The sequence below is a fragment of the Allobosea sp. P1_A7 genome (assembly GCF_056406775.1).
This window is the reverse complement of sequence record NZ_JBFTZN010000011.1, coordinates 39637-62698: the sequence shown is the minus strand read 5'-3', so window position 1 is coordinate 62698 and position 23062 is coordinate 39637. Positions and strand designations below refer to the sequence as shown.

Here is a 23062-nt window from a genome sequence, read left to right as displayed (position 1 = left end):
GATCGGGTCTCCAAACCGTCTCCTTACTCTGGATCGCGCGCCGTGAAAATGACCTCGCGCTATGCGCCCTTCACAAAGCAACATCCGCGCCAATACGCGCAATGACCTTCACGAGACCGGCCGTCCGGTCACCGCCTCGCGACGAGCGCGGCGGATCGCCTGCTCCGCCCGCCGGGTCGCGACCTTCCGGGAGGTCTCGTGGCCCATGCGGATCGGCTCGCCCCATGCGAGCTCAACGTCGATCGCACCGGAATTGAGCATGGCTTTAAGATGGGGTGCGAGCTCCGTATCGCCATACCACGCCAGCGACGAACGCTCGACGCGTCCGCCCGCCATCCCGTGAAAGCCGGTATAGGTGATCGAGAGCGGATAGACCGTGATGTCGCCGTTATTGTCATTGCGGCCGAGCGCTTCGTGAACGGCGCCGAGCAGGGAAGACCGCAGCGGCAACGTTCTCGTGCCGTCGCCCGTGGTGCCTTCGGCAAAGAGCACCACCGCCTGCCYGTCGGAAATTCGCTTGCCCATCTCTGCGGTGATGCCGGCGGTTGCGGTCTTGCGCGTTCGGTCGATGAACAGCGTGCGCTGCACTGCGGCCAGGAACCCGATCACCGGCCAGGTCGCAACCTCGGCCTTGGCAACAAAGGAAAGCGGCTGCGTGGCGCCGATCACCGGAATGTCGAGCCAGGAGACATGGTTAGCGACGATCAGTCCGCCTGCGCCCTTCGGCGGCGGGGTGCCGCGGACATGACGCCGGACGCCGAGGCAGGTGCAGGCCAGCCGATGAAACCACAGCGGCACGGTCCAGCCATGCCGTGGCCCAAGGCGCAATGCGACGAGCTGCACCGGAACAAGCGCGACAGTGCCGAGACCGAGCAGGACGAGCCGCAGGATCGCGCCGGGGCGTAGACCATTCATGCGGGGCGTGGCTCCCGTCGCGCGGATCGCGAAAGTGTGAAGGACAGAAATCCGGTGCGCTTCATGGACGACGTGGCTGCCGCTGTCACGCGAGATCGAGCCGCATGGTGACGGCGGTGGCGCGCGTGCCGTCGGCCTTGGGATAGTAGCCCTTGCGCCGCCCGACCTCGCGAAAGCCGAAATGCCGGTAGAGCCGGTCGGCAGCGGCGTTGCCGTCTTCCACCTCGAGATAGACATGGGCGACGCCCAGGCCAGCGAGTTGGCTGAGATGGGCCGAGAGCAATGCGCGACCAAGTCCGCTGCCGCGCTGGCGGGGCGAGACGACGATGCTCAGGATCTCGGCCTCGTCCACGGCCCGTCGAGACATCACGAAGCCGGCGGGGTTAGGCTCGTTGCCGGCGAACACGCCGTCGGCGACGACGGCGCTGTCCACCAGAAGCCCCGCGCATTCTCCGGGCTCCCAGCCGCGGGCGAAGCCGCCGAGATGATGAAGTGCCGCGACATGGCGTGCATGCCGCACGTCGAGGCGCGCTGTCCGCGCCGGCGCAGCGTGAGGGTGCAGAAGTTTACGCAGCCAATCCATGCCGCTTGATCGCATGTTCCCGGGAGCCGGCAAAACGTCGAAATGGACGCCGTCAGCGCCGCGGCAAGCGGGCGCGATCCTGCGGTGTCGTCTCCGGCTCCTTGAGGTAGAGCGGGCGCGGCGGCGCGGCGGCAGGATCGGCGAGAAGGCCCAGTCGTGCGACCCAGGTCACATCCGGAGCCTTGGCATCGTCGATGACCAGCGCATCGAGCCCGATCGCCCAGGCCTCATTCGCAACGGCGAGCGCCGAGGAGCCGACGAGGCTGACCGGACCGGCACCGATCGCGCGCGCAGCATCCCGATAATTGACCTGCCGAATCGAAACGAGTTGCTTGCCCTGCGAGCTCAGCGCCTGGAACCAGACCTGGCCATGCTTGGCGTCCAGCGCGGCGGCGACGACGCGGCCCGACTCCCTGCCAATGAGGGGCGCGGCGGTTGCCGCCAGCGTGGTCACGCCGACGGCGGGGATTCCCGCAGCCAGCGCGATGGCGCGTGCGGCGCTGATTCCGACGCGCAGGCCGGTGTAACTGCCCGGCCCGATGGTCACGGCGACGCGGTCTAGCGAGGCGAACCCGCCGTCGACGGTGTTCATCACCCGCTCGATCAGCGGCATCAACGCCTCGGCATGTCCGCGATCCATCGCAACCTGTTCGCGTGCGAGGGGCGTGGTTTCACCCATGTCGAGGACACAGGCGGAACAGGCGCCAAGCGCGGTGTCGATGGCGAGAATGCGCATCAGGTCACGATCCTGAGGAATGCAGAACGGCGTTCGGACAAGATCATGCCCAGGCGAATAATATCAGACGGCCTCGACTTCGCGCACATCCGGAAGGAAGTGGCGCAGCAGATTCTGGATGCCGTGCTTCAGCGTCGCAGTCGAGGACGGGCAGCCCGAGCAGGATCCCTTCATCGCGAGATAGACGACGCCGTCCTTGAACCCGCGGAAGGTGATGTCTCCGCCATCGCCGGCGACCGCAGGGCGGATGCGTGTCTCCAGCAGATCCTTGATCGTCTCGACGGTGGCGGCGTCCTCCGGCGCGAAGAATTCGCCTTCGTCCGTGACATCGGCCTTCGAGCCGTCCGAGAGGACCGGCGCACCCGACATGAAGTGCTCCATGATGGCGCCGAGGATCGCGGGCTTGAGATGCGGCCATTCGCCGCCCGACTTGGTGACCGTGATGAAGTCGGAACCGAGGAAGACGCCGGAGACGCCGGTGACGGCGAAGAGACGCAAGGCCAGCGGCGAACGGTCGGCCTGCTCGGCGTCGCGCAGCTCCAGGGTGCCGTCCGGCATGACGGTGCGTCCGGGCAGGAATTTCAATGTCGCCGGGTTCGGCGTGGCTTCAGTCTGGATGAACATGGTGGCCTCCGGTGCCGGCGGGTCAAGGCCGCCGTTCCTGAGCCCGATATAGGCGCGTTGCTGGAATCATTCCAGCGCCAACCCGGCCTTGCGGATCAGGCCAGCGCGTCGATCTCCTCGTCCTCGAGATGGCCGGGCACGATTGCGACCGGGATCGGGAAGGTGCCGGCCGATTTGCCGGCGAGTGCGCTGACCAGCGGGCCTGGACCGTCGCGCCCGGTGCCGGCGGCGAGCACCAGCAGCGAGATGTCCTCGTCGGCCTCGATCAGTTTGACGAGTTCGTCCGACTTCACGCCGGTGCGGACAACCTTCTCGGGCTCGAGCCCGGCGAGCGCACGCACGGTCGCGGCCGCATCGTCCAGCAACCGTTCGGCTTCCGCTTCCGCCTCGGCCTGCATCACCTCACCGACACCCAGCCAGGTCTCGTGCTCGGGCGGCGTGATGACGCCGAGCAGCACGATCGAGGCGCCGATACGCGCGCACCGCCGCGCGGCGAAGCGCACGGCCTTGGCGCATTCTTCGCTATCGTCGACCACCGCGAGGAATTTCGGGCGATGGCCCGTTTCATAGGACCGCCGTCGCGTCACCATCGATTCAAACCTGCCGCCGCTTCGGGAGAGCCCATGGTGGCCTGCGCCGCAACGTCAGCGCAAGCCCACCTGCGTCACCGGCCGCGGACGAAGCCGACCACGTCCTTGACGTCGCGCATGATCGGGGCGGCAATCTCTGCTGCGCGCTCGGCGCCTTGCCCGAGAATACCATCGATATGGGAGGGGTCAGCGAGCAGGTGGCGCATCTCGCCGGCGATCGGCGCCAGCTTCGTCACGGCGAGATCGACAAGCGCCGCCTTGAAGGCCGAGAACTGTCCGCCGCCAAACTGTCCGAGCACCTTTGCCCTGCTTTCGCCGCTCAGGCCGGCATAGATGCCRACGAGATTTTCGGCCTCGGGCCGGCCCTCAAGGCCCTTCTCCTCGGATGGCAAGGCCTCGGGATCGGTCTTCGCCTTACGGACCTTCTGCGCGATGGTTTCGGCGTCATCGGTCAGATTGATTCGGGAATAGTCGGATGCGTCCGACTTGGACATCTTCTTGGTGCCGTCGCGCAGGCTCATCACACGCGGCGCCGGGCCCTGGATCATCGGCTCGGGCAGCGGGAAGAAGCCGAGCTCGCCGGTGCCGAGGCCGCGAGCGGCGATCTGCTCGGCGAAGTCATTGTTGAACTTCTGCGCGATATCGCGCGCCAGTTCGAGATGCTGCTTCTGGTCCTCGCCGACCGGCACATGCGTCGCCTTGTAGAGCAGGATGTCGGCCGCCATCAGATTCGGATAGGCGTAGAGTCCGACCGAGGCGTTCTCGCGGTCCTTGCCGGCCTTTTCCTTGAACTGGGTCATGCGATTGAGCCAGCCGAGGCGGGCAACGCAGTTGAACACCCAGGCAAGTTCGGCGTGCTGCGCGACCTGGCTCTGGTTGAAGATGATGCTCTTCTTCGGGTCGACGCCGGCGGCGAGATAGGCCGCTGTGACCTCGCGGATGGCACGCGTCAGCTCGGCAGGGTCCTGCCAGACGGTGATAGCGTGCATGTCGACCACGCAATACACGCAGTCATAGCTCTCCTGCATCGCGACCCAGTTCGTGAGCGCGCCGAGATAATTGCCGAGGTGAAGCGTCGAGGTCGGCTGCATGCCGGAAAAGACGCGTTGGGGAAATTCGGCCATCAGGCGCTCCATTGTCGCGAGCGGGTATCAGGAACGCGGCGTTCTGGCGGAAGCGCGGGCAAGGCGCAAGTGCGGGAGGCCGAAAGCGCCGAAGAGGGCGCCAGCAAGGCCATAGGCCGCGAGGCCGCCGAGACAGAGCGCGGCCAGGGACGCAATCCGCAACAGCAGGGGCTCGCCCGGGGCGAGCGAGGTCGTCAGCGCCGGCAGAAGCAGGAGGAGCGCGCCCAGCATGATGGCGCTGGCGCCCAGTATGGCGATGATCGGCCGCAGGCTTGCAAGGCTCGGCCGCCACAGGCCCTGGCGCCGCAGATGGAGCGACAGCAGAACGGCCTGGGCAACAAAGGCGAGGCTTGCTGCGAGGGCGGCGACGGTCGCGGCATCCTTGCCGGGCGCAGCGCCATAGCCGGAGAAAACGGCCACCAGGACGGCGGCTAGTCCAGCAAGCAGCGGGATACGTGGCATGCGCCGGACGAAATAGACCTGACCGAAGACCTTTGCCATCACCGCGAAGGGAAGACCGAGCGCGAAAGCTGCCAGGGCTCCTGCTGTGCGCACCCGATCTTCAGGGCCGAAACGGCCATGCTCGAACAGCACCGATACGATCGGCTCGGCCAGCGCGGCCAACGCGACGGCCGCCGGCACGGCAAGCGCCAATCCGAGCGCCAGCGCACGACCGAGCATGGCATCGTCCCGCGCACTCTCATGGCTCGCCATTTCGGAAAGCACGACGGTGCCCATCGCGACGCCGACGAAGCCGAGCGGCAGCTGGAAGATGCGGTCGGCGTAATAGAGCGCCGCGACCGCTCCGCCTTCTGTCGAGGCGATCTGCATCGCAACCAGCAGGACGAGTTGTGCGCTCGATGCCGCGAGCAGGGTCGCGCCGCCGGTGCGCATGAGGCGGCTCATGTCAGGCGACCAGCGCAGACTGAGGCGCGGCAGCCCGATCCTGTGCAATCGGAGCAGGATCAGGCCGAGATGGGCGAACCCGGTCAGGCTGACGAAGATGGCGAGCAGACTGGCGCTCACCATGGCCTCTGCGCCCCGCGAGAGCTGGACCAGCAGCACGCCGAGCAGGATGGCGTTCATCAATGCCGGCGCGAGAGCCGCCGTCGTGAACCGGCGCTCGGCGTTGAGCAGCGCAGCCAGCAACGCGGCGAGCGTCGTCAGCAGCAGGAAAGGCAGCATCAACCGGGTAAAATGGCTGGCCAGCGCAAGCGTTTCGGGCTCGTTCGCAAAGCCGCCGGCCAGCCCCAGCACCAGCCAGGGCGTGAACATTTCGCCGAATGCGATCAGCATCAGCAGCAGCAGACCGAGATGCGCCGTGGCTTCTCCGGCGAAGCCACGAGCCGCCGCTTCGCCGCGCGAAGCCTTGATGTCGAGATAGAGCGGTACGAAGGGCGCATTCAGTCCGCCTTCGCCGAGCACGCGCCGGACCAGATTGGGCAGGCGCAGGGCTGCCAGGAAGGCATCCGCGACCGGGCCGGCACCGAGCAGGCGCGCGATCAGCACATCTCTGGCGAAGCCGAGCAGGCGCGACAGCACCGTGGCAGCGCCGACCACCGCCGAATCGCGCGCAAGGCGCGACCCGGTAGGACTCGGCTCCGCCGGTGGCTGCATCACAGGATGAACCGGCTCAGATCCGCATTTTTGGCGAGGTCGCCGATCCGCGCTTCGACATAGGGCGCGTCGATCGTGACGGTCTCGCCCGAGCGGTCTGTGGCCGTGAATGAAATCTCGTCGAGAATCCGTTCGATCACGGTCTGGAGCCGCCGCGCGCCAATATTCTCGACGGTGGAGTTTACCGCGACGGCGATGCGGGCAATGGCGTCGATCGCGTCCGGGGTGAAGTCGACCGTGACCTCCTCGGTCGCCATCAGTGCGACCGTCTGCTTGATCAGGCTCGCCTCGGTCTCGGTCAGGATGCGCTTGAAATCCTCGACATCGAGCGGCTGCAATTCGACGCGGATCGGCAGGCGTCCCTGCAACTCGGGCAGCAGGTCGGACGGGCGCGACACATGGAAGGCCCCCGACGCGATGAACAGGACGTGGTCGCTCTTCACCGGCCCGTGCTTGGTGGCAACCGTGGTGCCCTCGATCAGCGGCAGCAGGTCACGCTGTACGCCCTCACGCGAGACGTCTGCGCCGCCTCGGCCCTCGCGCGCGCAGATCTTGTCGATCTCGTCGAGGAAGACGATGCCGTTATTCTCGACCTCGCGGATGGCATCCTGGACGATCGCGTCCTGGTCGATCAGCTTGTCGCTCTCCTCGGCGATCAGCGGGCCATAGGCATCCTTGACGAGGATGCGCCGCGGCTTGCCCTTCTGGCCGAAAGCCTTGCCGAACATGTCGCCGAGCGAGATCGCGCCGATCGAGGCACCGGGCATGCCGGGCAATTCGAACATCGGGGTCGAGCTCGCGCCAGAGGCGATCTCGACCTCGATCTCCTTTTCGTCGAGTTCGTTTGCGCGCAGCTTGCGACGGAAGGAATCGCGCGTCGCCGGGCTGGCCGTCGACCCCACCAGCGCGTCGAGCACGCGCTCCTCGGCTGCAAGATGTGCCTTGGCCTGGACATCCTTGCGCCGGGCCTCGCGGACGAGGCTGATGCCGATCTCGAGGAGATCGCGAATGATCGATTCGACGTCGCGACCGACATAGCCGACCTCGGTGAACTTGGTCGCCTCGACCTTGAGGAAGGGCGCATTGGCGAGGCGCGCCAGCCGGCGCGCGATCTCGGTCTTGCCGCAGCCGGTCGGCCCGATCATCAGGATGTTCTTGGGAGCGACCTCTTCGCGCAGCGGCCCTTCGAGCTGCTGACGGCGCCAGCGGTTGCGCAGCGCGATGGCGACGGCACGCTTGGCATCCTTCTGGCCGACGATGAAGCGGTCGAGCTCGGAGACGATCTCACGGGGGGAAAAAGAGGTCATGGATACTTCCGATTGGGCGTCAGCGGACATCAGGCGATGTCGAGGCTCTCGATGACGAGGCTGTGGTTGGTGTAGACGCAGATGTCGCCGGCGATCTTCATCGCTTTGCGCACGATCGTCTCGGCGTCGGGCTCGACATCGACCAGCGCGCGCGCCGCTGCCAGGGCGAAGTTGCCGCCGGAGCCGATGGCCATCACCGAGCCATGTTCGCCCGCTTCCGGCTCCAGCACGTCGCCCGTGCCGGAGATCAGCAGGCTGACCTCCTTGTCGGCGACCAGCAGCATCGCTTCCAGCCGGCGCAGATAGCGGTCGGTGCGCCAATCTTTGGCGAGCTCGACGCAGGCGCGCAGCAATTGCGTCGGGTATTGCTCGAGCTTGGTCTCCAGCCGTTCGAACAGGGTGAAGGCATCGGCTGTTGCGCCCGCGAAGCCGGCGATCACCGCACCCTTGGCGAGGCGGCGCACCTTCTTGGCGTTACCCTTCATGATGGTCGGGCCGAGCGAGACCTGCCCGTCGCCGCCGATCACCACGCGCCCGCCCTTGCGCACCATCAGGATGGTGGTGGCGTGCATCACGGGGGCCTTGTTGTCGTTATCCATCAGAGCGTCTTCCAGTGTTTCCGGCCGTCCGCCAGATGTAGGGCTTTTCAGGCGCTGCACAATCGGCCGGGTGGCGTGAGCGTCAACGCGCTGCTAGAGCATGTCCCGCAAAAGTGGGATGCACTTTTGCCACGAGAACATGCTTCAGCAGCCACTTTGGCGCGAATTCTTGTCGCTCGGCTGATTTCAGTCGAGCGGAAAGCGCGCTAAAGCACCGGCCAGCAAGGTCACAAGGGCTTTTCAAATGCGTTCGGGCGAAGTGAAGCGCCGCACCAATGAAACCGATATCTCGGTCAAGCTCTCGCTCGACGGCACGGGCAAGGCCGAGATCGCGACAGGCGTCGGCTTCTTCGACCATATGCTCGATCTCTTTGCCCGCCATTCGCTGATCGATCTTGCGGTCACGGTGAAAGGCGATACCCATATCGATGATCACCACTCGGTCGAGGATGCGGGCATCGCGCTCGGCGAGGCGGTAAAGCAGGCGCTCGGCGACAAGAAGGGCATCCGCCGCTACGCCGACGTGCATCTGCCGATGGACGAGACGCTGACCCGCGTCGCCGTCGACGTCTCCGGCCGGCCCTTTCTGGTGTTCCGCACGAGCTTCAAGGCCGAGAAGATCGGCACGTTCGATACCGAGTTGGTGCGCGAGTTCTTCCAGGCCTTCGCGATCAATGCGGGCCTGACCCTGCATGTCGAGACACTCTACGGCGACAATGCCCATCATATCGCCGAGAGCTGCTTCAAGGGGTTGGCGCGGGCGTTGCGTCACGCGCTCGAGGTCGATCCGCGCGAAGGCGGCCGCGTGCCGTCCACCAAGGGCGCGCTATAAGGGGCCATGACATGGCGTTCTATACGGTCCTGATTCCGCCGCCCGGTTCCGGCAGCGAGCGCGACGATATCGAGCAGGCGCGGCTCCTGCCCGAGACATTCTCCTGGGCAGCCTTCCTCTTCACGGGCTTCTGGCTGCTGGCGAAGCGGCTCTGGCTGGCGACGCTCGTCTTCGCGCTGGTCTGGGCTGCCGTGTATTACGCGCAGAGCGATCTCGGGCTCGCCAGCGGTGCGGCGCTGCTGGCGCAATTCGTCATCGGGCTCTTCCTCGGGCTCGAAGGCCGGAACCTGATCGCGCGCAAGCTGCTGCGGAAAGGCTGGCGGCTTGCCGATGTGATCGAGGCCCMCGATCTCGCGAGCGCCGAACGACGCTATTTCGAGCGGGCTCTCGAAAGCCGGCCCGCGCCGGCTCCGCGCGAAGCCGCGCCGGTTCCTGCGCGTTTCCAGTCTTCAAGCGCAGTCCCGGTGATCGGACTCTTTCCTGAGGCGCAAGGCCGATGACCCAGTCCGTCGCCATCATCGATTACGGATCCGGCAATCTGCATTCGGCCGCCAAGGCCTTTGAGCGTGCGGCGGCCGAGTCCGGCATTGCCTCCACTATTCGCGTCACCAGTGATCCGGCGGTCGTGCGTGCGGCCGATCGCATCGTCCTGCCGGGCGTCGGCGCCTTCGCCGATTGTCGCCGCGGGCTCGATGCCGTCTCCGGTATGGTCGAGGTTCTGGAGGACGTCGTCCGCGGCAAGCAGCGCCCCTTTCTCGGCATCTGCGTCGGCATGCAGCTCCTCGCAAGCCGTGGGCTCGAATACACGGTGACGGACGGCCTCGGCTGGATTCCGGGCGATGTCGCCCTGATCAGGCCGACCGACGAGAGCCTCAAGATCCCGCATATGGGCTGGAACAATCTGCATGCGCAGGATGAGCATCCGTTGCTCGCCGGCATCGAGACCGGCCCGGGCGGCCTGCATGCCTATTTCGTGCATTCCTACGCGCTGACGCCGGAGCGGGCCGAGGATGTGCTGGCGCTGACCGAGTATGGCGGGCCCGTCACCGCCATGGTGGTGCGCGGCAACATCGCCGGCACGCAGTTCCACCCCGAGAAAAGCCAGAAGCTCGGACTGAAGCTGATTGCCAATTTCTTGGGATGGACACCGTGATTCTGTTCCCCGCCATCGATCTCAAGGACGGTCGCTGCGTTCGCCTGAAGCAAGGCGACATGGCCCAGGCGACCGTCTTCAATGACGATCCGGCTGCGCAAGCCGCGGAATTCGAGGCGCAGGGTTTCGAATGGCTCCATGTCGTCGATCTCGACGGCGCCTTTGCCGGTAAGCCGATGAATGCTGCAGCTGTCGAGGCCATCCTCGGCCGGGTCGCGTTTCCGGTGCAGCTCGGCGGCGGCATTCGCGACATCGCGACCGTCGAGGGCTGGCTCACCAAGGGCGTGCGCCGCGTCATCATCGGCACGGCCGCGGTGCGGGATCCGGCTTTCGTGCGCGAAGCGGCGAAGGCCTTTCCGGGCCAGGTCGCCGTCGGCATCGATGCGCGCGACGGCTTCGTCGCGGTCGAAGGCTGGGCCGAAACCTCTTCGCTTGCCGCGGTTGATCTTGGCCGCCGCTTCGAGGACGCGGGTGTCGCGGCGATCATCTACACCGACATCGCGCGCGACGGCATGCTCCAGGGCATCAACTGGGACGGCACGATCGCGCTCGCCGGGGCGCTGACCATTCCGGTGATCGCGTCGGGCGGGCTCGCCTCGATGGCCGATATTGAGCGCCTCTGTGCCCCCGACGCCGCCATCCTGGAAGGCGCGATCACGGGCCGCGCGCTCTATGATGGGCGCATCGATCCGGCCGCAGCGCTGGCGCGGATCGCTCAGGCGGACAAGGGGAAGGCGGCATGAGCCTGAAGACCCGCATCATTCCCTGCCTCGACGTCAAGGACGGCCGTGTCGTCAAGGGCGTGAAATTCGTCGATCTCGTCGATGCCGGTGATCCGGTCGAGGCCGCCAAGGCCTATGACGCAGCCGGCGCGGACGAACTCTGCTTCCTCGACATCACGGCGAGCCATGAGGATCGCGGCATCCTGTTCGATGTGGTGACGCGCACCGCAGAGGCCTGCTTCATGCCGCTCACCGTGGGCGGCGGCGTCCGAACGGTCGACGATATCCGCAAGCTGCTCTTGGCCGGGGCCGACAAGGTCGCGATCATGACGGCGGCCGTGCAGCGGCGTGCCTTCGTCAAGGAAGCGGCGGAAAAGTTCGGCGATCAGTGCATCGTCGTCGCGATCGACGCCAAGAAGGTGGCGCCGGAGCGCTGGGAGATCTTCACCCATGGCGGCCGCAATGCGACCGGGCTCGATGCCGTCGCCTATGCCCGCGAGGTGGTCTCGCTCGGCGCCGGCGAGCTGCTGCTGACCTCGATGGACCGCGACGGCACCGGGGCAGGCTTCGATCTTGACCTGACCAGCCGGATTGCCGATGCGGTTTCCGTGCCCGTCATCGCGTCCGGCGGTGTCGGCACGCTCGACCATCTCGTCGACGGCGTGCGGGAGGGCCATGCCAGTGCCGTGCTGGCGGCCTCGATCTTCCACTTCGGGACTTTCACCATCCCCCAGGCCAAAGCCCATATGGCGGCGGCAGGGCTGGCGATGCGGCTGGATTGAGCGATGAGCGGCTTTACACTGTCCGATCTCGAAAAGATCGTCGCCGAGCGGGGAAGGGCCTCCCCCGAAGAGTCCTGGACCGCCAAGCTCCTGGCTGGCGGGCCGGAGCGCGCCGCCAAGAAGCTCGGCGAAGAGGCTGTCGAAACCGTGATTGCAGCTGTGCAAGGCGACAAGCAGGCTTTGATCGCCGAAAGTGCCGATTTGCTCTATCATCTGTTGGTCGTGCTTTCGTCGCGCGATGTTGCATTGCAAGATGTGTTGAGCCAGCTTGAGGCCCGTACCGCCCGGTCCGGTCTGGCTGAGAAGGCGGCGAGGAAACCCTGAGCCATGTTGCCGAAGGCCGGATCCGGCTTTCGAAAAGGCGGCATGCTCAGAGTCCAGTCGAGGATATCCGAGCCTTGAATCTCGAAGTCTGGAATGCGGATCGCGGCAGCATGGACCAACGTCTGATCCCGGCCGCGGCCGATCCCGATCTGGTTTCACCCTATCGGACCTTCACGCGGGACGAGTGGGCGCATCTGCGCGCCGATACGCCGCTGACGCTTTCGGTCGACGACCTGACCAAGCTGCAATCGATCAATGATCCGATCTCGCTGGACGAGATCGTCGCGATCTACCTGCCGCTGTCGCGGCTGCTGTCGCTCTACGTTGCGGCCACGCAAGGCCTGTTCAAGGCGACGCAGCGTTTTCTGCTGGCAGAAGCCGAGGTCAAGGTTCCCTATATCATCGGCGTCGCCGGCTCGGTCGCAGTCGGCAAGTCGACCACGGCACGGGTATTGAAGGCGCTGCTCTCGCGCTGGCCGAACACGCCCAAGGTCGAACTCGTCACCACGGACGGCTTCCTGCTGCCCAATGCCGAACTCGAGCGGCGCGGGTTGATGCAGCGCAAGGGTTTTCCGGAAAGCTATGACAGTTCCGCGATCCTGCGTTTCCTCTCCGATGTCAAAGCCGGCAGGCCTGCGGTCTTGGCGCCGGTCTATTCGCATCTTGTCTACGATGTCGTTCCCGGTGAGCAGGTCACTGTCGAGCGGCCGGATATCCTGATCCTCGAAGGCCTCAACGTTCTGCAGCCGAGCCGGATGCCGAAGGACGGCAAGGTCATCCCCTTCGTCTCCGACTATTTCGATTTCTCGGTCTATCTCGACGCGCATGAGGACGACCTGCACCGCTGGTACGTCAACCGCTTCATGACGTTGCGCCAGACCGCCTTCCGCGATCCTCGCTCCTTCTTCCGCAAATATGCCGAGATCGGTGAGGAGGAGGCCCTGTCGATCGCCGAGAATCTATGGACCGGGATCAACATGCCGAACCTGCAGGAGAACATCCTGCCGACGCGCCAGCGCGCCAGCCTGATCCTGACCAAGGGCGCGAGCCATCGCATCCAGCAGGTCGCGCTGCGCCGCCTCTGAGAAACCGGCATGGAGGCTTTGTCCGCGCTCGCGGTGATGGCGGGCGCCGCCTTCGTTGCGGCCTCGATCCTTCCGGCGCAGTCGGAAGCCGTCTTTGTCGGCCTGCTCGCGGCAGGGAGTGCCGAACCGCTGACGCTGTTCCTGGTCGCGAGCCTCGCGAACACCGCGGGTTCGGTCCTCAACTGGTGGATCGGTCGATTGATCACGCGAGGCGGGCTGGGGAGATTGCCGGCCAGGCTGCGCCCGGACCCTGCGAAACTCGGCAGCGCCCAGGCCTGGTTCGGTCGTTTTGGCTGGCCGTCCTTGCTTCTTGCCTGGCTGCCGATTGTCGGCGACCCGCTGACGGTCGTCGCCGGCACTTTGAATTACCCACTCGGCCGCTTCACGCTGCTCGTCTTCATCGGCAAGGCTGCACGCTACGCTGCGCTCTGGGCCGGCTGGGTCGCAGCGTCATAGCCTTGGGCTCAGGCAAGACGCGTATCGGTTTTATGTGCGAGCGCTGCCTCACCTTTTTGGATTTTGAGATTTGCGTGTGCGGATGTCTCGGGCTACCAGCAAGCCCCTTACTTCAGGAGATCTGATCATGAGCATCCAGCGCATCGGTATCGGCCCCCGCATGTCCAAGGCCGTCGTGCATGGCAACACCGTCTATCTCGCCGGTCAGGTCGCCGATAAGGCTGCCGGCAAGAGCGTTGCCGAGCAGACCGCCGACATCCTCGGCATCATTGACGGCCTGCTGGCCGAAGCCGGCACCGACAAGACCAAGCTGCTGATGGTCAATATCTGGCTCTCCGACATGTCGACCTTCGCAGAGATGAACGGCGTCTGGGACAAGTGGGTCGTCGCCGGCCAGACTCCCGGTCGCGCCACCGTCGAAGCCAAGCTTGCCGCGCCGCAGTTCACGGTCGAGATCGCGGTCATCGCCGCGAAGTGAGACGCCAGTGCTGATCTGGAACGGGAGGATGCCATCAGCGGGTCGGAGGAGATCGCGCCGCTCCTAGTGCGCGTCACCGTGCGCTACGGCCTGCCGGCAGTGGCGCTGCCGCTTCCTGGGGAAGCGCTGCTTGACCGCAAGGCGCAGGATTTCCTCGCAGTAGCAGGTCGACTCGGCGATCCACTTGGCGACGAGGCCACCCGGCATCTGCGAAGCGAGGCGGCGGCAGCGCTTGCCGCCGGCCGCTTCGCCGATGCGGACAAGGCGCTGGCTCAGGCCGAGCTCCAAGTGATCGGCGGCTCGACCGATCTTTCGGCGCTGACGGTCGCCCAGCGGCTCACGGCCGGCGGGAACCGCACCGACCGGGCGGCGATCAGCTTTCTGCGCATGACGTCGGAGGCCTATCGCGAGGCCGCTGCCCGCTATGGCGAAGCGTCTGCGCTAATCGGTCTGGCCGATCTCGATCGCAGTCGGGATCTGGCTCTCGCCCAGGCGAAAGCGCTGGCGCGGATCAGCGAGGATTTCGGTGGGCGAGACGGCTATGACGCGGCCACTGGCTTGCTGCGCCGTTTGCTCGAGGGCTTCGACAGCCTCGAGGATACGGTCGCCTTTGCCGGGGCCCAGGACGCTTTCGCTGCCGTGCTCGAGAGCCTCGCGGAGATGTCCGGCGATGGCAAACTACGCGTCGAGGCGCTCGGCTGTTGCCGGGCGGCATTAGAAGACCTCCGCCGGGATGAAGCGCCGGCCCTCTGGCATGGATTGAAGGTCCGCTTTGGCCGACTTGCCTCGATGCTGGGTGAGGCCAGCGCGGACGATGATCTGCTGGAGGAAGCGGTTGCAGCGTTCGCCGATGTCCTTGCTCGCTGGGATCGAAGTCGCGATGAGGCGCGTTGGCTCGAGGCCGAGCACTTGATTTCTCGCGCGCGCGCCGATCTCGGTTCGCGCCGGAAGGACCTCGCCCTGCTCGAGCGGGCTTTCAACGGCTTCAACAGGGTTGCCAAGACCGTCGACAGGGCGCGGGAGCCTCTGCGCTGGGCCGAGTTGCAGCATCAGATGGGTGGGGTGCTAGCGGCCATGGGCGAGCGCTATAGCGAGCCCGTCGTGCTCGAAGAGGCCATCGCCTTGTTCGCTGCCGCGCTTGAGGAGCGCCGGCGCGAGACCGTCCCCTCCCTTTGGGCGGCAACTACGGCCAGTCACGGACAGGCTTCCCTGCATCTCGCCGAACGCCGCCGTGATCGGGGCCTGGCCGAGCAGGCCCTCGCTCAGATCATGTCCGCGATCGAAGCCTTGCGGGCCAGTGGACACGCCGCGAATGCCAAGCGCCTCGAGGCGCCGTTGATCAAGGCCGGCAGGCTGGTCGAGACACTCCGCAAGAGCTGAGAGCGGGGCTTCCGCGGCTCAGGCCGCTTTCCTCCAGTCCGCGAGCCGCTCAAGTGCCGCATCGAGCGTCGCGTCATGCTTGGCAAAGCAGAAGCGCACCACCGTCTTGACGGCGCCCTCCGCATAGAAGGCGCTGACCGGGATCGCGGCGACACCGTTCTCCGTGACAAGCCTCTGACAGAATGCGGTGTCATCGGTCTCGCCGAGCGGCGCGATGTCGACATTGAGGAAGTAGGTGCCGACGCTTGGCAGCACGCTGAAACCGAGACCCTGCAACCCGCTGGCGAAACGATCGCGCGAGCGCTGGAAAGCGGCCCGCATCCCGTCGAAATAGGAATCATCCTTGCCGAGCCCATAGGCGACTGCAACCTGCAGGTTCGGCGGGGTGGTAAACGTGATGTATTGATGCGCCTTGGCGAGCACGCGCATCAGATTGGGCGCCGCCATCACCATCCCGACCTTCCACCCGGTCAGCGAGAAGATCTTCCCGGCCGACGATATCTTCACCGTGCGCTCGCGCATGCCCGGCCGCACCATCAGCGGTACATGCCTGCGGCCGTCGAAGACGACATGCTCCCAGACCTCGTCGCAGATCGCGACGGCGTCATGCCGGATGCAGAAATCGGCGAGCAGATCGAGATCGGCAGCACTGAAGATCGTCGCGGTCGGATTCAGCGGGTTGTTGAACAGCACGACCCGGGTCTTTGGTGAAAAGGCCTTGGCCAGCGCCTCTTCGCTCAGGCCGAAAGCCGGCGGGGTTAGGGTCACGAATTTCGGGATGCCGCCGGCCCGGCGCACCAGCGGCACATAGGCGTCGTACATCGGCTCGAACAGCACGACCTCGTCACCGGGCGTGATCAACGCCATCAGGGCGCCGGCGATCGCCTCGGTTGCCCCCGAGGTGATCATCACCTCGCTGTCCGGATCGAGATCAAGGCCCTGCCAGTGCTTGTAATGCGTGGCGCAGGCCTGACGCAGTTCCGGCAGGCCCATCATCGGCGGGTACTGGTTCCAGCCGTTCATCACCGCCTCGGCGGCCTTTCGCCGCACATCCTCGGGCCCCGGGTCGTCGGGAAAGCCCTGGCCGAGATTCACGGCGCCGGTCTCGCGCGCGAGCCGCGACATCACTTCGAAGACGCTGGTCTGAAGGGCGGAGAAGATCGGGTTCATCGCAATCTTGTCGAGTTTGGGTGCGAGAGAGCTTGGGCCTCTACCATGTCCCGCTGCCCTGTGCACCGGCTCAAGCAAGCCCTCATGCTCCTGACGGAATATGGAATGATGAATGTTGACATTCATCAGCGGTCAATGCTTATCTCCGTTTCGCCGGTTCACGACGGGCGCCCGCGGTTTCTTCGCCCCTTTGGAGCTGCGGGATATTGGCGTGAACCGGTGACCCTCCCTCTCCATCGCCGCCTGCTTGCCCGCGCCCTGAGCGCCGCCTAAGCAAGCGCCATGGCCGCGCCCAAACCCACCCCCGCCCTGATGATTCTCGGCACCGGCTCGAATGTCGGAAAGTCGCTGCTCGTCGCTGGATTATGTCGGCTCTTTGCCGATCGCGGCCTCAGGGTGCGGCCGTTCAAGCCACAGAACATGTCGAACAATGCCGCAGCGACCGCTTCAGGCGAGATCGGTCGCGCCCAGGCTCTTCAGGCCCGCGCTGCCCGCGTGCCGCCGCATGTCGACATGAACCCGGTGCTGCTCAAGCCGGAGAGCGACACAGGCAGCCAGATCGTGCTGCAGGRCCGCGTCGCAGGCCACCTCGCGTCCGGCGATTTTGCGCGGCGCGGCGATTTCCTCCCGAAAGTACTGGAGAGTTTTGAGCGCCTCAGCGCCGGGGCCGATCTCGTTCTCGTCGAGGGAGCCGGTTCGCCGGCCGAGACCAATCTGCGCGCGCGAGATATCGCCAATCTCGGCTTTGCCCGCGCGGCCGGCGTTCCGGCGCTGCTGATCGGCGACATTGATCGCGGTGGCGTGATCGCCAGTCTCGTCGGCACCCATGCCGTGCTCGAAACCGCCGATCGCGAGATGATTCGGGCCTTTGCCATCAACCGCTTTCGTGGCGACGCAGCACTCTTCAAGGACGGTATCACCACGATTTCGCAGGCGACTGGCTGGCCTTGCCTCGGCATTGTGCCCTGGTTCGCCGAAGCGTCCCGCCTGCCGGCCGAGGACGGGCTCGATCTGACCTCCGGCGCGCGCAAGGCCGGCGCCGTGCTCAAGGTCGCGGTACCGGTGCTGCCGGGAATCGCCAATTTTGACGATCTCGACCCGCTGAAACTGGAGGCCGCCGTCGAACTGGTCATGGTGACCCGCGGCGCGCCGCTGCCGGGCGACGCCGATCTCGTCATCCTGCCCGGCTCAAAGACGACGCTCCGCGATCTCGCGGCTTTGCGCGCCGAGGGCTGGGATATCGATCTCGCTGCCCACCGCCGACGCGGAGGTCATGTCATCGGCCTCTGCGGTGGCTACCAGATGCTCGGGCGTACCGTGCGGGATCCTCATGGTCTGGAGGGACCGGCAGGTGAGGCTCCAGGCCTCGGCCTGCTCGAGGTCGATACTGTGCTGGAGCCTGGCAAGACCGTGCGTGAGGTCGCTTTCACCCATGCGCCCAGCGCATCGTCAGGTCGGGCCTACGAGATTCATCTTGGCCGCACCGAGGGGGCCGACACGCAACGCGCGCCCTTCCGGGTTGGTGAGCGGCGGGAGGGAGCAGCCTCGACCGATGGGCGCGTGATCGGCACCTACCTGCATGGCGCCTTTGCCTCAGATGCCGTCCGTGCCGCCATTCTTGCGGGCATCGCGGGCCGAACGCTGTCTTCGACGCTGAATTACGAGGATGAGGTCGAATTGGCGCTCGACCGTCTGGCCGGACATCTGGCTCGGCATCTCGACATCGATGCGATCTGGACCCTCGCTCACGAGCGGGTGCAATCCGACTGATCGAGTTGCGCCGCCTCGGCGTGGCCTGGCCTGCGACACTTTCACCGCACCCCGGTCTACCCGCCCGGCGACGGATTGACAAACTGGTCAGTTTTGCCGTCTACCGGTCAGAGATGTCAGGAAGATTTGGCTAAAGTCTTTATTCGTCATGGAGTTGACGAATGACGAAATTCATCATAATGATCAATTCCCACCCGAAATCGCCGAGCAACTGAACGAGAAACCGAGTTGAGTCATCTTGAGCGGGATACGAGGCAGTGCATCGTCGATACGGCGGAGCGCTTCTTTCGTGACATCGGCTACCAGAAGACCACGGTGGCGGACATCGCCAAGGCACTGCGGATGAGTCCCGCCAATGTCTATCGGTTCTTCGACTCCAAGAAATCCATCAATGAGGCCGTCGCCGAGCGCTATATGGGCGAGATGGAGGCGGCAGTTACGGCGATCGCGCGGGAAAAGCGTTCCGCTGCCGAGCGGCTTCGGGATATCCTGATCACCAACAACCGCATCAACTCGCTGCGTTATCTCGACCACCACAAGGTGCACGAGATGGTCGCCGCTGCGATGGAGGAGAGCTGGGAGGTCGTCCAGGCCCATATCGGGCGCTATGACGGCATCCTGCGCGGTGTCGTGGCGGAAGGCATCGCTTCGGGCGAATTCCGACCGATGGACTCGCAAGTCGCCACCGCCTGCGTGCGCTTTGCGATGACGCCCTTCTGTCATCCGATGCTGATCTCGCAATGCCTGAGCCTGCCGGGGCCGAGCATCGAGGAGATGGTCGATTTCATTCTCGCCGGTCTCGGCTATTCGCGCGCCAAGGTCTCGCACGCGGAGGCCTGATTTCGCGCGCAGCGCGCTCTTTGCCTGCCGCTTCGCGTTGACAAGGCGGCACGGGAGCGGGATACCCCGCCGGCCATGGCCCTATTCACCAAGCAGAATACCAAGAAGCTCGCCGTCATCGTCCATGATCTTCTGGTCACGGCGCTGGCAATCGTTTCCGTTTTTGTGGTGCGGTTCGAGGGCTGGCAGCTCGATGAGCATCTGCGCTACCTGCCGAGCTTCCTGCCGTTTTTCGTCGCCTATGCTGGCGCGGTCTACTGGTTCTTCTCGCTTTATCGCTCGAAATGGCGCTTCGCCTCGCTTCCGGACCTGTCGAACATCGTCAAGGCGGTCACCGTCCTGTCGCTGTCGCTGCTGGTGATTGACTATCTCCTGTTATCACCAAGCCTCTACGGCGCCTTCTATTTCGGCAAGATCACCATCGCACTCTATTGGCTTGTGCAGAACGCGCTGCTCGGCGGCCCGCGCCTCGCCTATCGCTACCTCAAATATTCCCGTTCCAAACAGCATGCCGAGCGCGACGCGGCGCTCCCCGCGCTGCTGCTCGGCCGCGGCGTCGAGGTCGAGATGGTCATTCGCGCCATGGAAGCCGGGACCATGCGCAAATTGAAGCCTGCTGGCATTCTGTCACCGCGCGCCGATGATCTCGGCCAGTCGATCCGCGGCGTTCCCGTGCTTGGTCTGCTGTCTCAGATCGAGACGGTGGCTGGCGACGCGGCCGAACGCGGTGAGCCGTTCCGCCGTATCGTCGCCACTTCGAGCGCCTTGGCACCGGAAGCCGAGCCGGACAAATGGCTCGCCCGGACGCGCAGGCTCGCCTTGCCGATCTCGCGGCTCGATTCCTTCGGCGAAGGCGGGACCGAGACTGAGCTGGCACCGCTGGAGATCGAGGACCTGCTCGTCCGCCCTTCGGTCAAGATCGATCGCGATCGGTTGGGGTCCTTCCTGAAAGGCAAGCGCGTCATCGTCACCGGCGGAGGTGGCTCGATCGGCTCGGAGATCTGCCTGCGCTGCGCGGCCTTCGGTGCTTCGGAGCTCCTGGTGGTCGAGAGCTCGGAGCCGGCGCTGTTCCAGATCACCGAGGAACTCGCGGCTCATCGGCTGGAGACAAGGATCTCGGGAGCGCTTGCCGATGTGCGCGACCGCGCCCGGATCACGCCGCTCTTCACGGCGTTTGCCCCCGACATCGTGATCCACGCCGCAGCGCTGAAACATGTGCCTTATCTCGAGGCCGACTGGGCGGAGGGCATCAAGACCAATGTCTTCGGCTCGATGCATGTCATCGATGCCGCGATCGCTGCTGATGCCAAGATCTTCGTGATGATCTCGACCGACAAGGCGATCGAGCCCGTCTCGATGCTGGGAGCGACCAAGCGTTTCGCCGAGATGTATGCCCAGTCGCGCGATGCCGAGTTTGTCGCAGCAGCCTCCGGCATGCGCCTCGTTGCCGTGCGCTTCGGCAACGTGCTGGGCTCGGTCGGCTCGGTGGTTCCTAAGTTCAAGGCGCAGATCAAGCGCGGCGGTCCGCTGACCGTGACCAGCCCGGAGATGATCCGCTACTTCATGACGATCCGCGAAGCATGCGATCTCGTCCTGACCGCCGCGTCGCATGCCCGCGCCGCAGGCCCAGAGACTGAGCGCGCGGCCGTCTATGTGCTCAAGATGGGCCAACCGGTCAGGATCATGGATCTGGCCGAGCGCATGATTCGGCTCGCTGGCTACGAGCCGGGCGTCGATATCGAAATCGCGATCACCGGCGTCCGCCCTGGCGAGCGTCTGAACGAGATTCTCTTCGCGCATGATGAGCCGATGGCCGAGACCGGGCTCGACGGCGTCATGGCGGCGAAGCCGAGCTTCGCGGCGCGCGCCCGCATGCAGGGCTGGTTCTCGCGCCTGGAAGCCGCCATCAAGGCTGAGGATCGCCTTGCGGCTGAAGCGGTGCTGGAGGAGGCGATTCCGGATTTCAAGCTGCGTCAGCAGCCGCGGCCAGCTGCGCCAGTGCCGGAAGCGTCGCTGCCGGTGGCCGCCAACCGGCCCTGATCAGCCCCTCGGGGCGCGCGACGAGCCCGCCACTGAGCTTGGCGAAGGCCTGTTCCTTCCCGGCCAGCCGCGCCGCCTGCCTCAGGAGGGCCGCTGGAATGGGCAGGAGGCCGGGCTTGCGCCCGAGGCCGGAGCGCATCGCCGCGATCATCTCGGCCACGCTGACGGGCTCGGGGTCGGCAACCGTATAGCTACGCCGTGCCGGACAGGCGGATGTCAGCGCGAAGAGGATCGCGTCGACGAGATTCTCGATGGCGAGCAGCGAGCGCGGGGCATCGAGACCGCCGAGGGGCAAGGGTATCGGCAAAMGCGCCAGCTTCAGGAGCGACGCCATATTCGCTTTGACGCCGGGCCCATAGACCAGAACCGGCCTTAGCGAGATCCAGTCGAGACCGAGCGCGGCGAGTCCCTGCTCCGCTGCAAGCTTGGAGCGGCCATAGGCATCGTCCGGTGCCGGCACGTCGCTCTCGCGAAAATGGCCGTCAAAGGCTCCCGTGAGAGCCTTGATTGAGGAGACATAGACAAATCGCGCGGCGCCTGCTTGCAGAGCAGCTTCCGCCAGCGCGACCGTCGCCTCGGTGTTGATGCGCCGGTAGAGCGATTCGTCGAGACCCGGCCCGGCATGGGCGAGGCCGGCGAGATGGACGACATGGCGGATGCCAGCGACAGCCGGGCGCCAATCCACCGGCTCGGAGAGATCGCCGATCACCACGCATTCGATGCCCTCATCCGCGGGGCTCTCGCGCCGCTGGGCTACCCGGACGCCATATCCCCTCGCACGAATGCCGGCGACGACATGCGGGCCGATGAAGCCGCTCGCTCCTGTAACGAGAACACGTTCGCTCACGGCCGGATCCGCTTGCTGGCGAAGCGCCGCAGCAGCAGCCCGGTCAGCATCGCTGCAAGGGCAAGACAGATGAGCTGTTGCCAAAGCGCGGGAACGGCGACGCTGAGTCCGGCAAGCGCGATCAGGGCAAGGTTGAGCAGCGCGACCTGCATCACGACCTCTCGAACGCTGAAGCCGTTGACGGTGGCCTGCTGGTAGAAATGGCTGCGATGCGCCTCCCAGACTTTCTCGCCGCGCGCCAGCCGCCTGAACAAAGTGATCGTCGAATCCGCGACATGGTAGAGCGGCAGGATCAGCGCGGCGGTCAGTGCGCCGGTTCCCGCCAGGCGGTAAAGCAGATAGGCGCTGAGCAGACCGAGCGGCAGCGAGCCGACATCGCCGAGAAAGAGCCGCGCCACGGGCTTGTTGAACGGCGCGAAGCCGATGATCCCGCCGAACAAGGCGGCGGCGAGCAGGCCACTGGCGGGATCGAGCACCCCGCTGGCGCCCGCCAGGGCAAGCGCACCGGCGAGCGGTGCGATGCCGGCCACGGTGATCCAGTCGATGCCGTCCATGAAATTGGCGAGATTGACGAACCAGAGCCCGGCGATGAGCGCGAGACCGCGCTCGAGCCCGAGCGGCATGAGGTCCGGGAACAGTCTGAGTTCGGGAGCGGCGCAGAACAGCACGATCCCGACGCAAAGCGCCTGCAGGACGAGCCGTGTCGCGGCCGGAAGCGGGCGGATGTCATCCCAGGCTCCGACGACCGCCAGTGCCGTTGCCGCCGCCATGACCCAGACCAGATCAGCGCGCGCCGCCGTTGGAAGGGGAAGGAGCAGCAGAGCCAGGATCAGCGCGAGAAAGGCCCCGGCAAGAACTGCGATGCCGCCGCCCTGTGGCGTCGGCTGCGTATGGCTGGAGCGGGCATTCGGCCGCGCCAACGCATAGCGGACCAGCAGGGGCCGCAAAAGCACGCAGAGCGCCGCCGATGCCGCGGCAGCCGGAATGATGATCAGCAGGAGAGCAAGATGGGAGTTCAAAGCGCCGGGACCATAGCCGGACGGCGCGGGCCTGCAAGCGTCTTCAGCTTGCGTTGAGGCGCACAAAGA

25 protein-coding genes are annotated in these 23062 nt (G+C 65.7%); 13 read left to right on the top strand and 12 right to left on the bottom strand.

Annotated features, from left to right (window positions below; all coding sequences use genetic code 11):
* Window positions 1-108: 108 nt before the first annotated feature.
* The 9 genes from AC1D34_RS03140 to hslV form a co-directional block, all read right to left on the bottom strand.
* Window positions 109-915: a lysophospholipid acyltransferase family protein gene (locus tag AC1D34_RS03140; RefSeq protein ID WP_476823459.1), complete on the bottom strand. Its 807-nt coding sequence runs from the start codon at window positions 913-915 to the stop codon at window positions 109-111.
* A gap of 85 nt (window positions 916-1000) precedes the next feature.
* Window positions 1001-1498: a GNAT family N-acetyltransferase gene (locus tag AC1D34_RS03135; protein WP_441505087.1), complete on the bottom strand. Its 498-nt coding sequence runs from the start codon at window positions 1496-1498 to the stop codon at window positions 1001-1003.
* A gap of 52 nt (window positions 1499-1550) precedes the next feature.
* Window positions 1551-2234, bottom strand: a complete 684-nt coding sequence (gene tsaB / locus AC1D34_RS03130; protein ID WP_441505086.1) for a tRNA (adenosine(37)-N6)-threonylcarbamoyltransferase complex dimerization subunit type 1 TsaB — start codon at window positions 2232-2234, stop codon at window positions 1551-1553.
* A 63-nt stretch (window positions 2235-2297) separates the two neighbouring features.
* The gene (locus AC1D34_RS03125; RefSeq protein WP_441492011.1) at window positions 2298-2858 is read right to left on the bottom strand and encodes a NifU family protein; all 561 of its coding nucleotides are present in this window, start codon (window positions 2856-2858) and stop codon (window positions 2298-2300) included.
* Window positions 2859-2953: 95 nt separating this feature from the next.
* Entirely contained in the window at window positions 2954-3448 is a 495-nt protein-coding gene (locus AC1D34_RS03120) for a universal stress protein (RefSeq protein WP_069878559.1), read from the bottom strand.
* A gap of 74 nt (window positions 3449-3522) precedes the next feature.
* Window positions 3523-4572 carry a tryptophan--tRNA ligase gene (gene trpS / locus AC1D34_RS03115; RefSeq protein ID WP_441492010.1) on the bottom strand — a complete coding sequence of 350 codons (1050 nt, stop codon included), beginning with the start codon at window positions 4570-4572 and terminating at the stop codon, window positions 3523-3525.
* Between the two features lie 27 nt (window positions 4573-4599).
* Window positions 4600-6189, bottom strand: a complete 1590-nt coding sequence (gene murJ / locus AC1D34_RS03110; protein WP_476823458.1) for a murein biosynthesis integral membrane protein MurJ — start codon at window positions 6187-6189, stop codon at window positions 4600-4602.
* Window positions 6189-7496, bottom strand: coding sequence for an ATP-dependent protease ATPase subunit HslU (gene hslU / locus AC1D34_RS03105; RefSeq protein WP_476823457.1), 1308 nt, complete (start codon window positions 7494-7496; stop codon window positions 6189-6191). The genes murJ and hslU overlap by 1 nt, the downstream gene beginning before the upstream one ends.
* Window positions 7497-7525: 29 nt before the next feature.
* Entirely contained in the window at window positions 7526-8095 is a 570-nt protein-coding gene (hslV, locus tag AC1D34_RS03100; RefSeq protein WP_113515684.1) for an ATP-dependent protease subunit HslV, read from the bottom strand.
* Window positions 8096-8339: 244 nt separating this feature from the next.
* Between hslV and hisB the strand changes: the two genes are divergently transcribed.
* The 10 genes from hisB (at window position 8340) to AC1D34_RS03050 (ending at window position 15307) form a co-directional block, all read left to right on the top strand.
* On the top strand, window positions 8340-8927 hold the full coding sequence (gene hisB, locus AC1D34_RS03095; protein WP_113515683.1) for an imidazoleglycerol-phosphate dehydratase HisB: 588 nt from the start codon (window positions 8340-8342) through the stop codon (window positions 8925-8927).
* Between the two features lie 11 nt (window positions 8928-8938).
* Complete coding sequence (locus AC1D34_RS03090) at window positions 8939-9427, top strand: DUF2628 domain-containing protein (protein ID WP_476823456.1); 489 nt, start codon at window positions 8939-8941, stop codon at window positions 9425-9427.
* Window positions 9424-10080 (top strand): imidazole glycerol phosphate synthase subunit HisH, encoded by a 657-nt coding sequence (gene hisH, locus AC1D34_RS03085; protein WP_441492007.1) that lies wholly within the window; start codon window positions 9424-9426, stop codon window positions 10078-10080. The genes AC1D34_RS03090 and hisH overlap by 4 nt, the downstream gene beginning before the upstream one ends.
* Complete coding sequence (gene hisA, locus AC1D34_RS03080; RefSeq protein WP_476823455.1) at window positions 10068-10823, top strand: 1-(5-phosphoribosyl)-5-[(5-phosphoribosylamino)methylideneamino]imidazole-4-carboxamide isomerase; 756 nt, start codon at window positions 10068-10070, stop codon at window positions 10821-10823. Before hisH ends, hisA begins: the two co-directional genes overlap by 13 nt.
* Entirely contained in the window at window positions 10820-11584 is a 765-nt protein-coding gene (hisF, locus tag AC1D34_RS03075; RefSeq protein ID WP_113515679.1) for an imidazole glycerol phosphate synthase subunit HisF, read from the top strand. The genes hisA and hisF overlap by 4 nt, the downstream gene beginning before the upstream one ends.
* A gap of 3 nt (window positions 11585-11587) precedes the next feature.
* Window positions 11588-11908 carry a phosphoribosyl-ATP diphosphatase gene (locus AC1D34_RS03070; protein ID WP_441492005.1) on the top strand — a complete coding sequence of 107 codons (321 nt, stop codon included), beginning with the start codon at window positions 11588-11590 and terminating at the stop codon, window positions 11906-11908.
* 110 nt (window positions 11909-12018) lie between these two features.
* Window positions 12019-12993, top strand: coding sequence for a type I pantothenate kinase (coaA, locus tag AC1D34_RS03065; protein WP_441492004.1), 975 nt, complete (start codon window positions 12019-12021; stop codon window positions 12991-12993).
* 9 nt (window positions 12994-13002) lie between these two features.
* On the top strand, window positions 13003-13449 hold the full coding sequence (locus tag AC1D34_RS03060; RefSeq protein WP_441492003.1) for a YqaA family protein: 447 nt from the start codon (window positions 13003-13005) through the stop codon (window positions 13447-13449).
* 127 nt (window positions 13450-13576) lie between these two features.
* Window positions 13577-13927 carry a RidA family protein gene (locus tag AC1D34_RS03055; protein ID WP_069878549.1) on the top strand — a complete coding sequence of 117 codons (351 nt, stop codon included), beginning with the start codon at window positions 13577-13579 and terminating at the stop codon, window positions 13925-13927.
* Between the two features lie 66 nt (window positions 13928-13993).
* The gene (locus AC1D34_RS03050) at window positions 13994-15307 is read left to right on the top strand and encodes a hypothetical protein (RefSeq protein WP_476823454.1); all 1314 of its coding nucleotides are present in this window, start codon (window positions 13994-13996) and stop codon (window positions 15305-15307) included.
* A gap of 18 nt (window positions 15308-15325) precedes the next feature.
* Here the strand turns inward: AC1D34_RS03050 and AC1D34_RS03045 are convergent, their stop codons facing one another.
* Entirely contained in the window at window positions 15326-16477 is a 1152-nt protein-coding gene (locus tag AC1D34_RS03045; protein ID WP_476823453.1) for an aminotransferase, read from the bottom strand.
* Window positions 16478-16759: 282 nt separating this feature from the next.
* On the opposite strand from AC1D34_RS03045, the gene AC1D34_RS03040 reads away from it, so the two are divergent.
* The 3 genes from AC1D34_RS03040 (at window position 16760) to AC1D34_RS03030 (ending at window position 21127) form a co-directional block, all read left to right on the top strand.
* Entirely contained in the window at window positions 16760-18247 is a 1488-nt protein-coding gene (locus AC1D34_RS03040; protein WP_476823452.1) for a cobyric acid synthase, read from the top strand.
* A 228-nt stretch (window positions 18248-18475) separates the two neighbouring features.
* Window positions 18476-19087 carry a TetR/AcrR family transcriptional regulator gene (locus tag AC1D34_RS03035; protein WP_476823451.1) on the top strand — a complete coding sequence of 204 codons (612 nt, stop codon included), beginning with the start codon at window positions 18476-18478 and terminating at the stop codon, window positions 19085-19087.
* A gap of 75 nt (window positions 19088-19162) precedes the next feature.
* Window positions 19163-21127 carry an SDR family NAD(P)-dependent oxidoreductase gene (locus tag AC1D34_RS03030; RefSeq protein WP_476823450.1) on the top strand — a complete coding sequence of 655 codons (1965 nt, stop codon included), beginning with the start codon at window positions 19163-19165 and terminating at the stop codon, window positions 21125-21127.
* On the opposite strand, the gene AC1D34_RS03025 is transcribed toward AC1D34_RS03030, so the two are convergent.
* Window positions 21051-21974, bottom strand: coding sequence for an NAD-dependent epimerase/dehydratase family protein (locus AC1D34_RS03025; RefSeq protein ID WP_476823449.1), 924 nt, complete (start codon window positions 21972-21974; stop codon window positions 21051-21053). The two genes, AC1D34_RS03030 and AC1D34_RS03025, sit on opposite strands and share 77 nt — an antisense overlap.
* Entirely contained in the window at window positions 21971-22993 is a 1023-nt protein-coding gene (locus tag AC1D34_RS03020; protein ID WP_441505075.1) for an MraY family glycosyltransferase, read from the bottom strand. Before AC1D34_RS03020 ends, AC1D34_RS03025 begins: the two co-directional genes overlap by 4 nt.
* Between the last annotated feature and the right edge of the window lie 69 nt (window positions 22994-23062).

Excerpts from the sequence above, each read along its gene's own strand:
- AC1D34_RS03135 (WP_441505087.1), bottom strand. The coding sequence starts at position 1,498 with ATGGATTGGCTGCGTAAACTTCTGCACCCTCACGCTGCGCCGGCGCGG.
- tsaB (WP_441505086.1), bottom strand. The coding sequence starts at position 2,234 with ATGCGCATTCTCGCCATCGACACCGCGCTTGGCGCCTGTTCCGCCTGT.
- AC1D34_RS03125 (WP_441492011.1), bottom strand. The coding sequence starts at position 2,858 with ATGTTCATCCAGACTGAAGCCACGCCGAACCCGGCGACATTGAAATTC.
- AC1D34_RS03120 (WP_069878559.1), bottom strand. The coding sequence starts at position 3,448 with ATGGTGACGCGACGGCGGTCCTATGAAACGGGCCATCGCCCGAAATTC.
- murJ (WP_476823458.1), bottom strand. The coding sequence starts at position 6,189 with ATGCAGCCACCGGCGGAGCCGAGTCCTACCGGGTCGCGCCTTGCGCGC.
- hslU (WP_476823457.1), bottom strand. The coding sequence starts at position 7,496 with ATGACCTCTTTTTCCCCCCGTGAGATCGTCTCCGAGCTCGACCGCTTC.
- hslV (WP_113515684.1), bottom strand. The coding sequence starts at position 8,095 with ATGGATAACGACAACAAGGCCCCCGTGATGCACGCCACCACCATCCTG.
- hisB (WP_113515683.1), top strand. The coding sequence starts at position 8,340 with ATGCGTTCGGGCGAAGTGAAGCGCCGCACCAATGAAACCGATATCTCG.
- hisH (WP_441492007.1), top strand. The coding sequence starts at position 9,424 with ATGACCCAGTCCGTCGCCATCATCGATTACGGATCCGGCAATCTGCAT.
- hisA (WP_476823455.1), top strand. The coding sequence starts at position 10,068 with ATGGACACCGTGATTCTGTTCCCCGCCATCGATCTCAAGGACGGTCGC.
- hisF (WP_113515679.1), top strand. The coding sequence starts at position 10,820 with ATGAGCCTGAAGACCCGCATCATTCCCTGCCTCGACGTCAAGGACGGC.
- AC1D34_RS03070 (WP_441492005.1), top strand. The coding sequence starts at position 11,588 with ATGAGCGGCTTTACACTGTCCGATCTCGAAAAGATCGTCGCCGAGCGG.
- coaA (WP_441492004.1), top strand. The coding sequence starts at position 12,019 with ATGGACCAACGTCTGATCCCGGCCGCGGCCGATCCCGATCTGGTTTCA.
- AC1D34_RS03060 (WP_441492003.1), top strand. The coding sequence starts at position 13,003 with ATGGAGGCTTTGTCCGCGCTCGCGGTGATGGCGGGCGCCGCCTTCGTT.
- AC1D34_RS03055 (WP_069878549.1), top strand. The coding sequence starts at position 13,577 with ATGAGCATCCAGCGCATCGGTATCGGCCCCCGCATGTCCAAGGCCGTC.
- AC1D34_RS03045 (WP_476823453.1), bottom strand. The coding sequence starts at position 16,477 with ATGAACCCGATCTTCTCCGCCCTTCAGACCAGCGTCTTCGAAGTGATG.
- AC1D34_RS03030 (WP_476823450.1), top strand. The coding sequence starts at position 19,163 with ATGGCCCTATTCACCAAGCAGAATACCAAGAAGCTCGCCGTCATCGTC.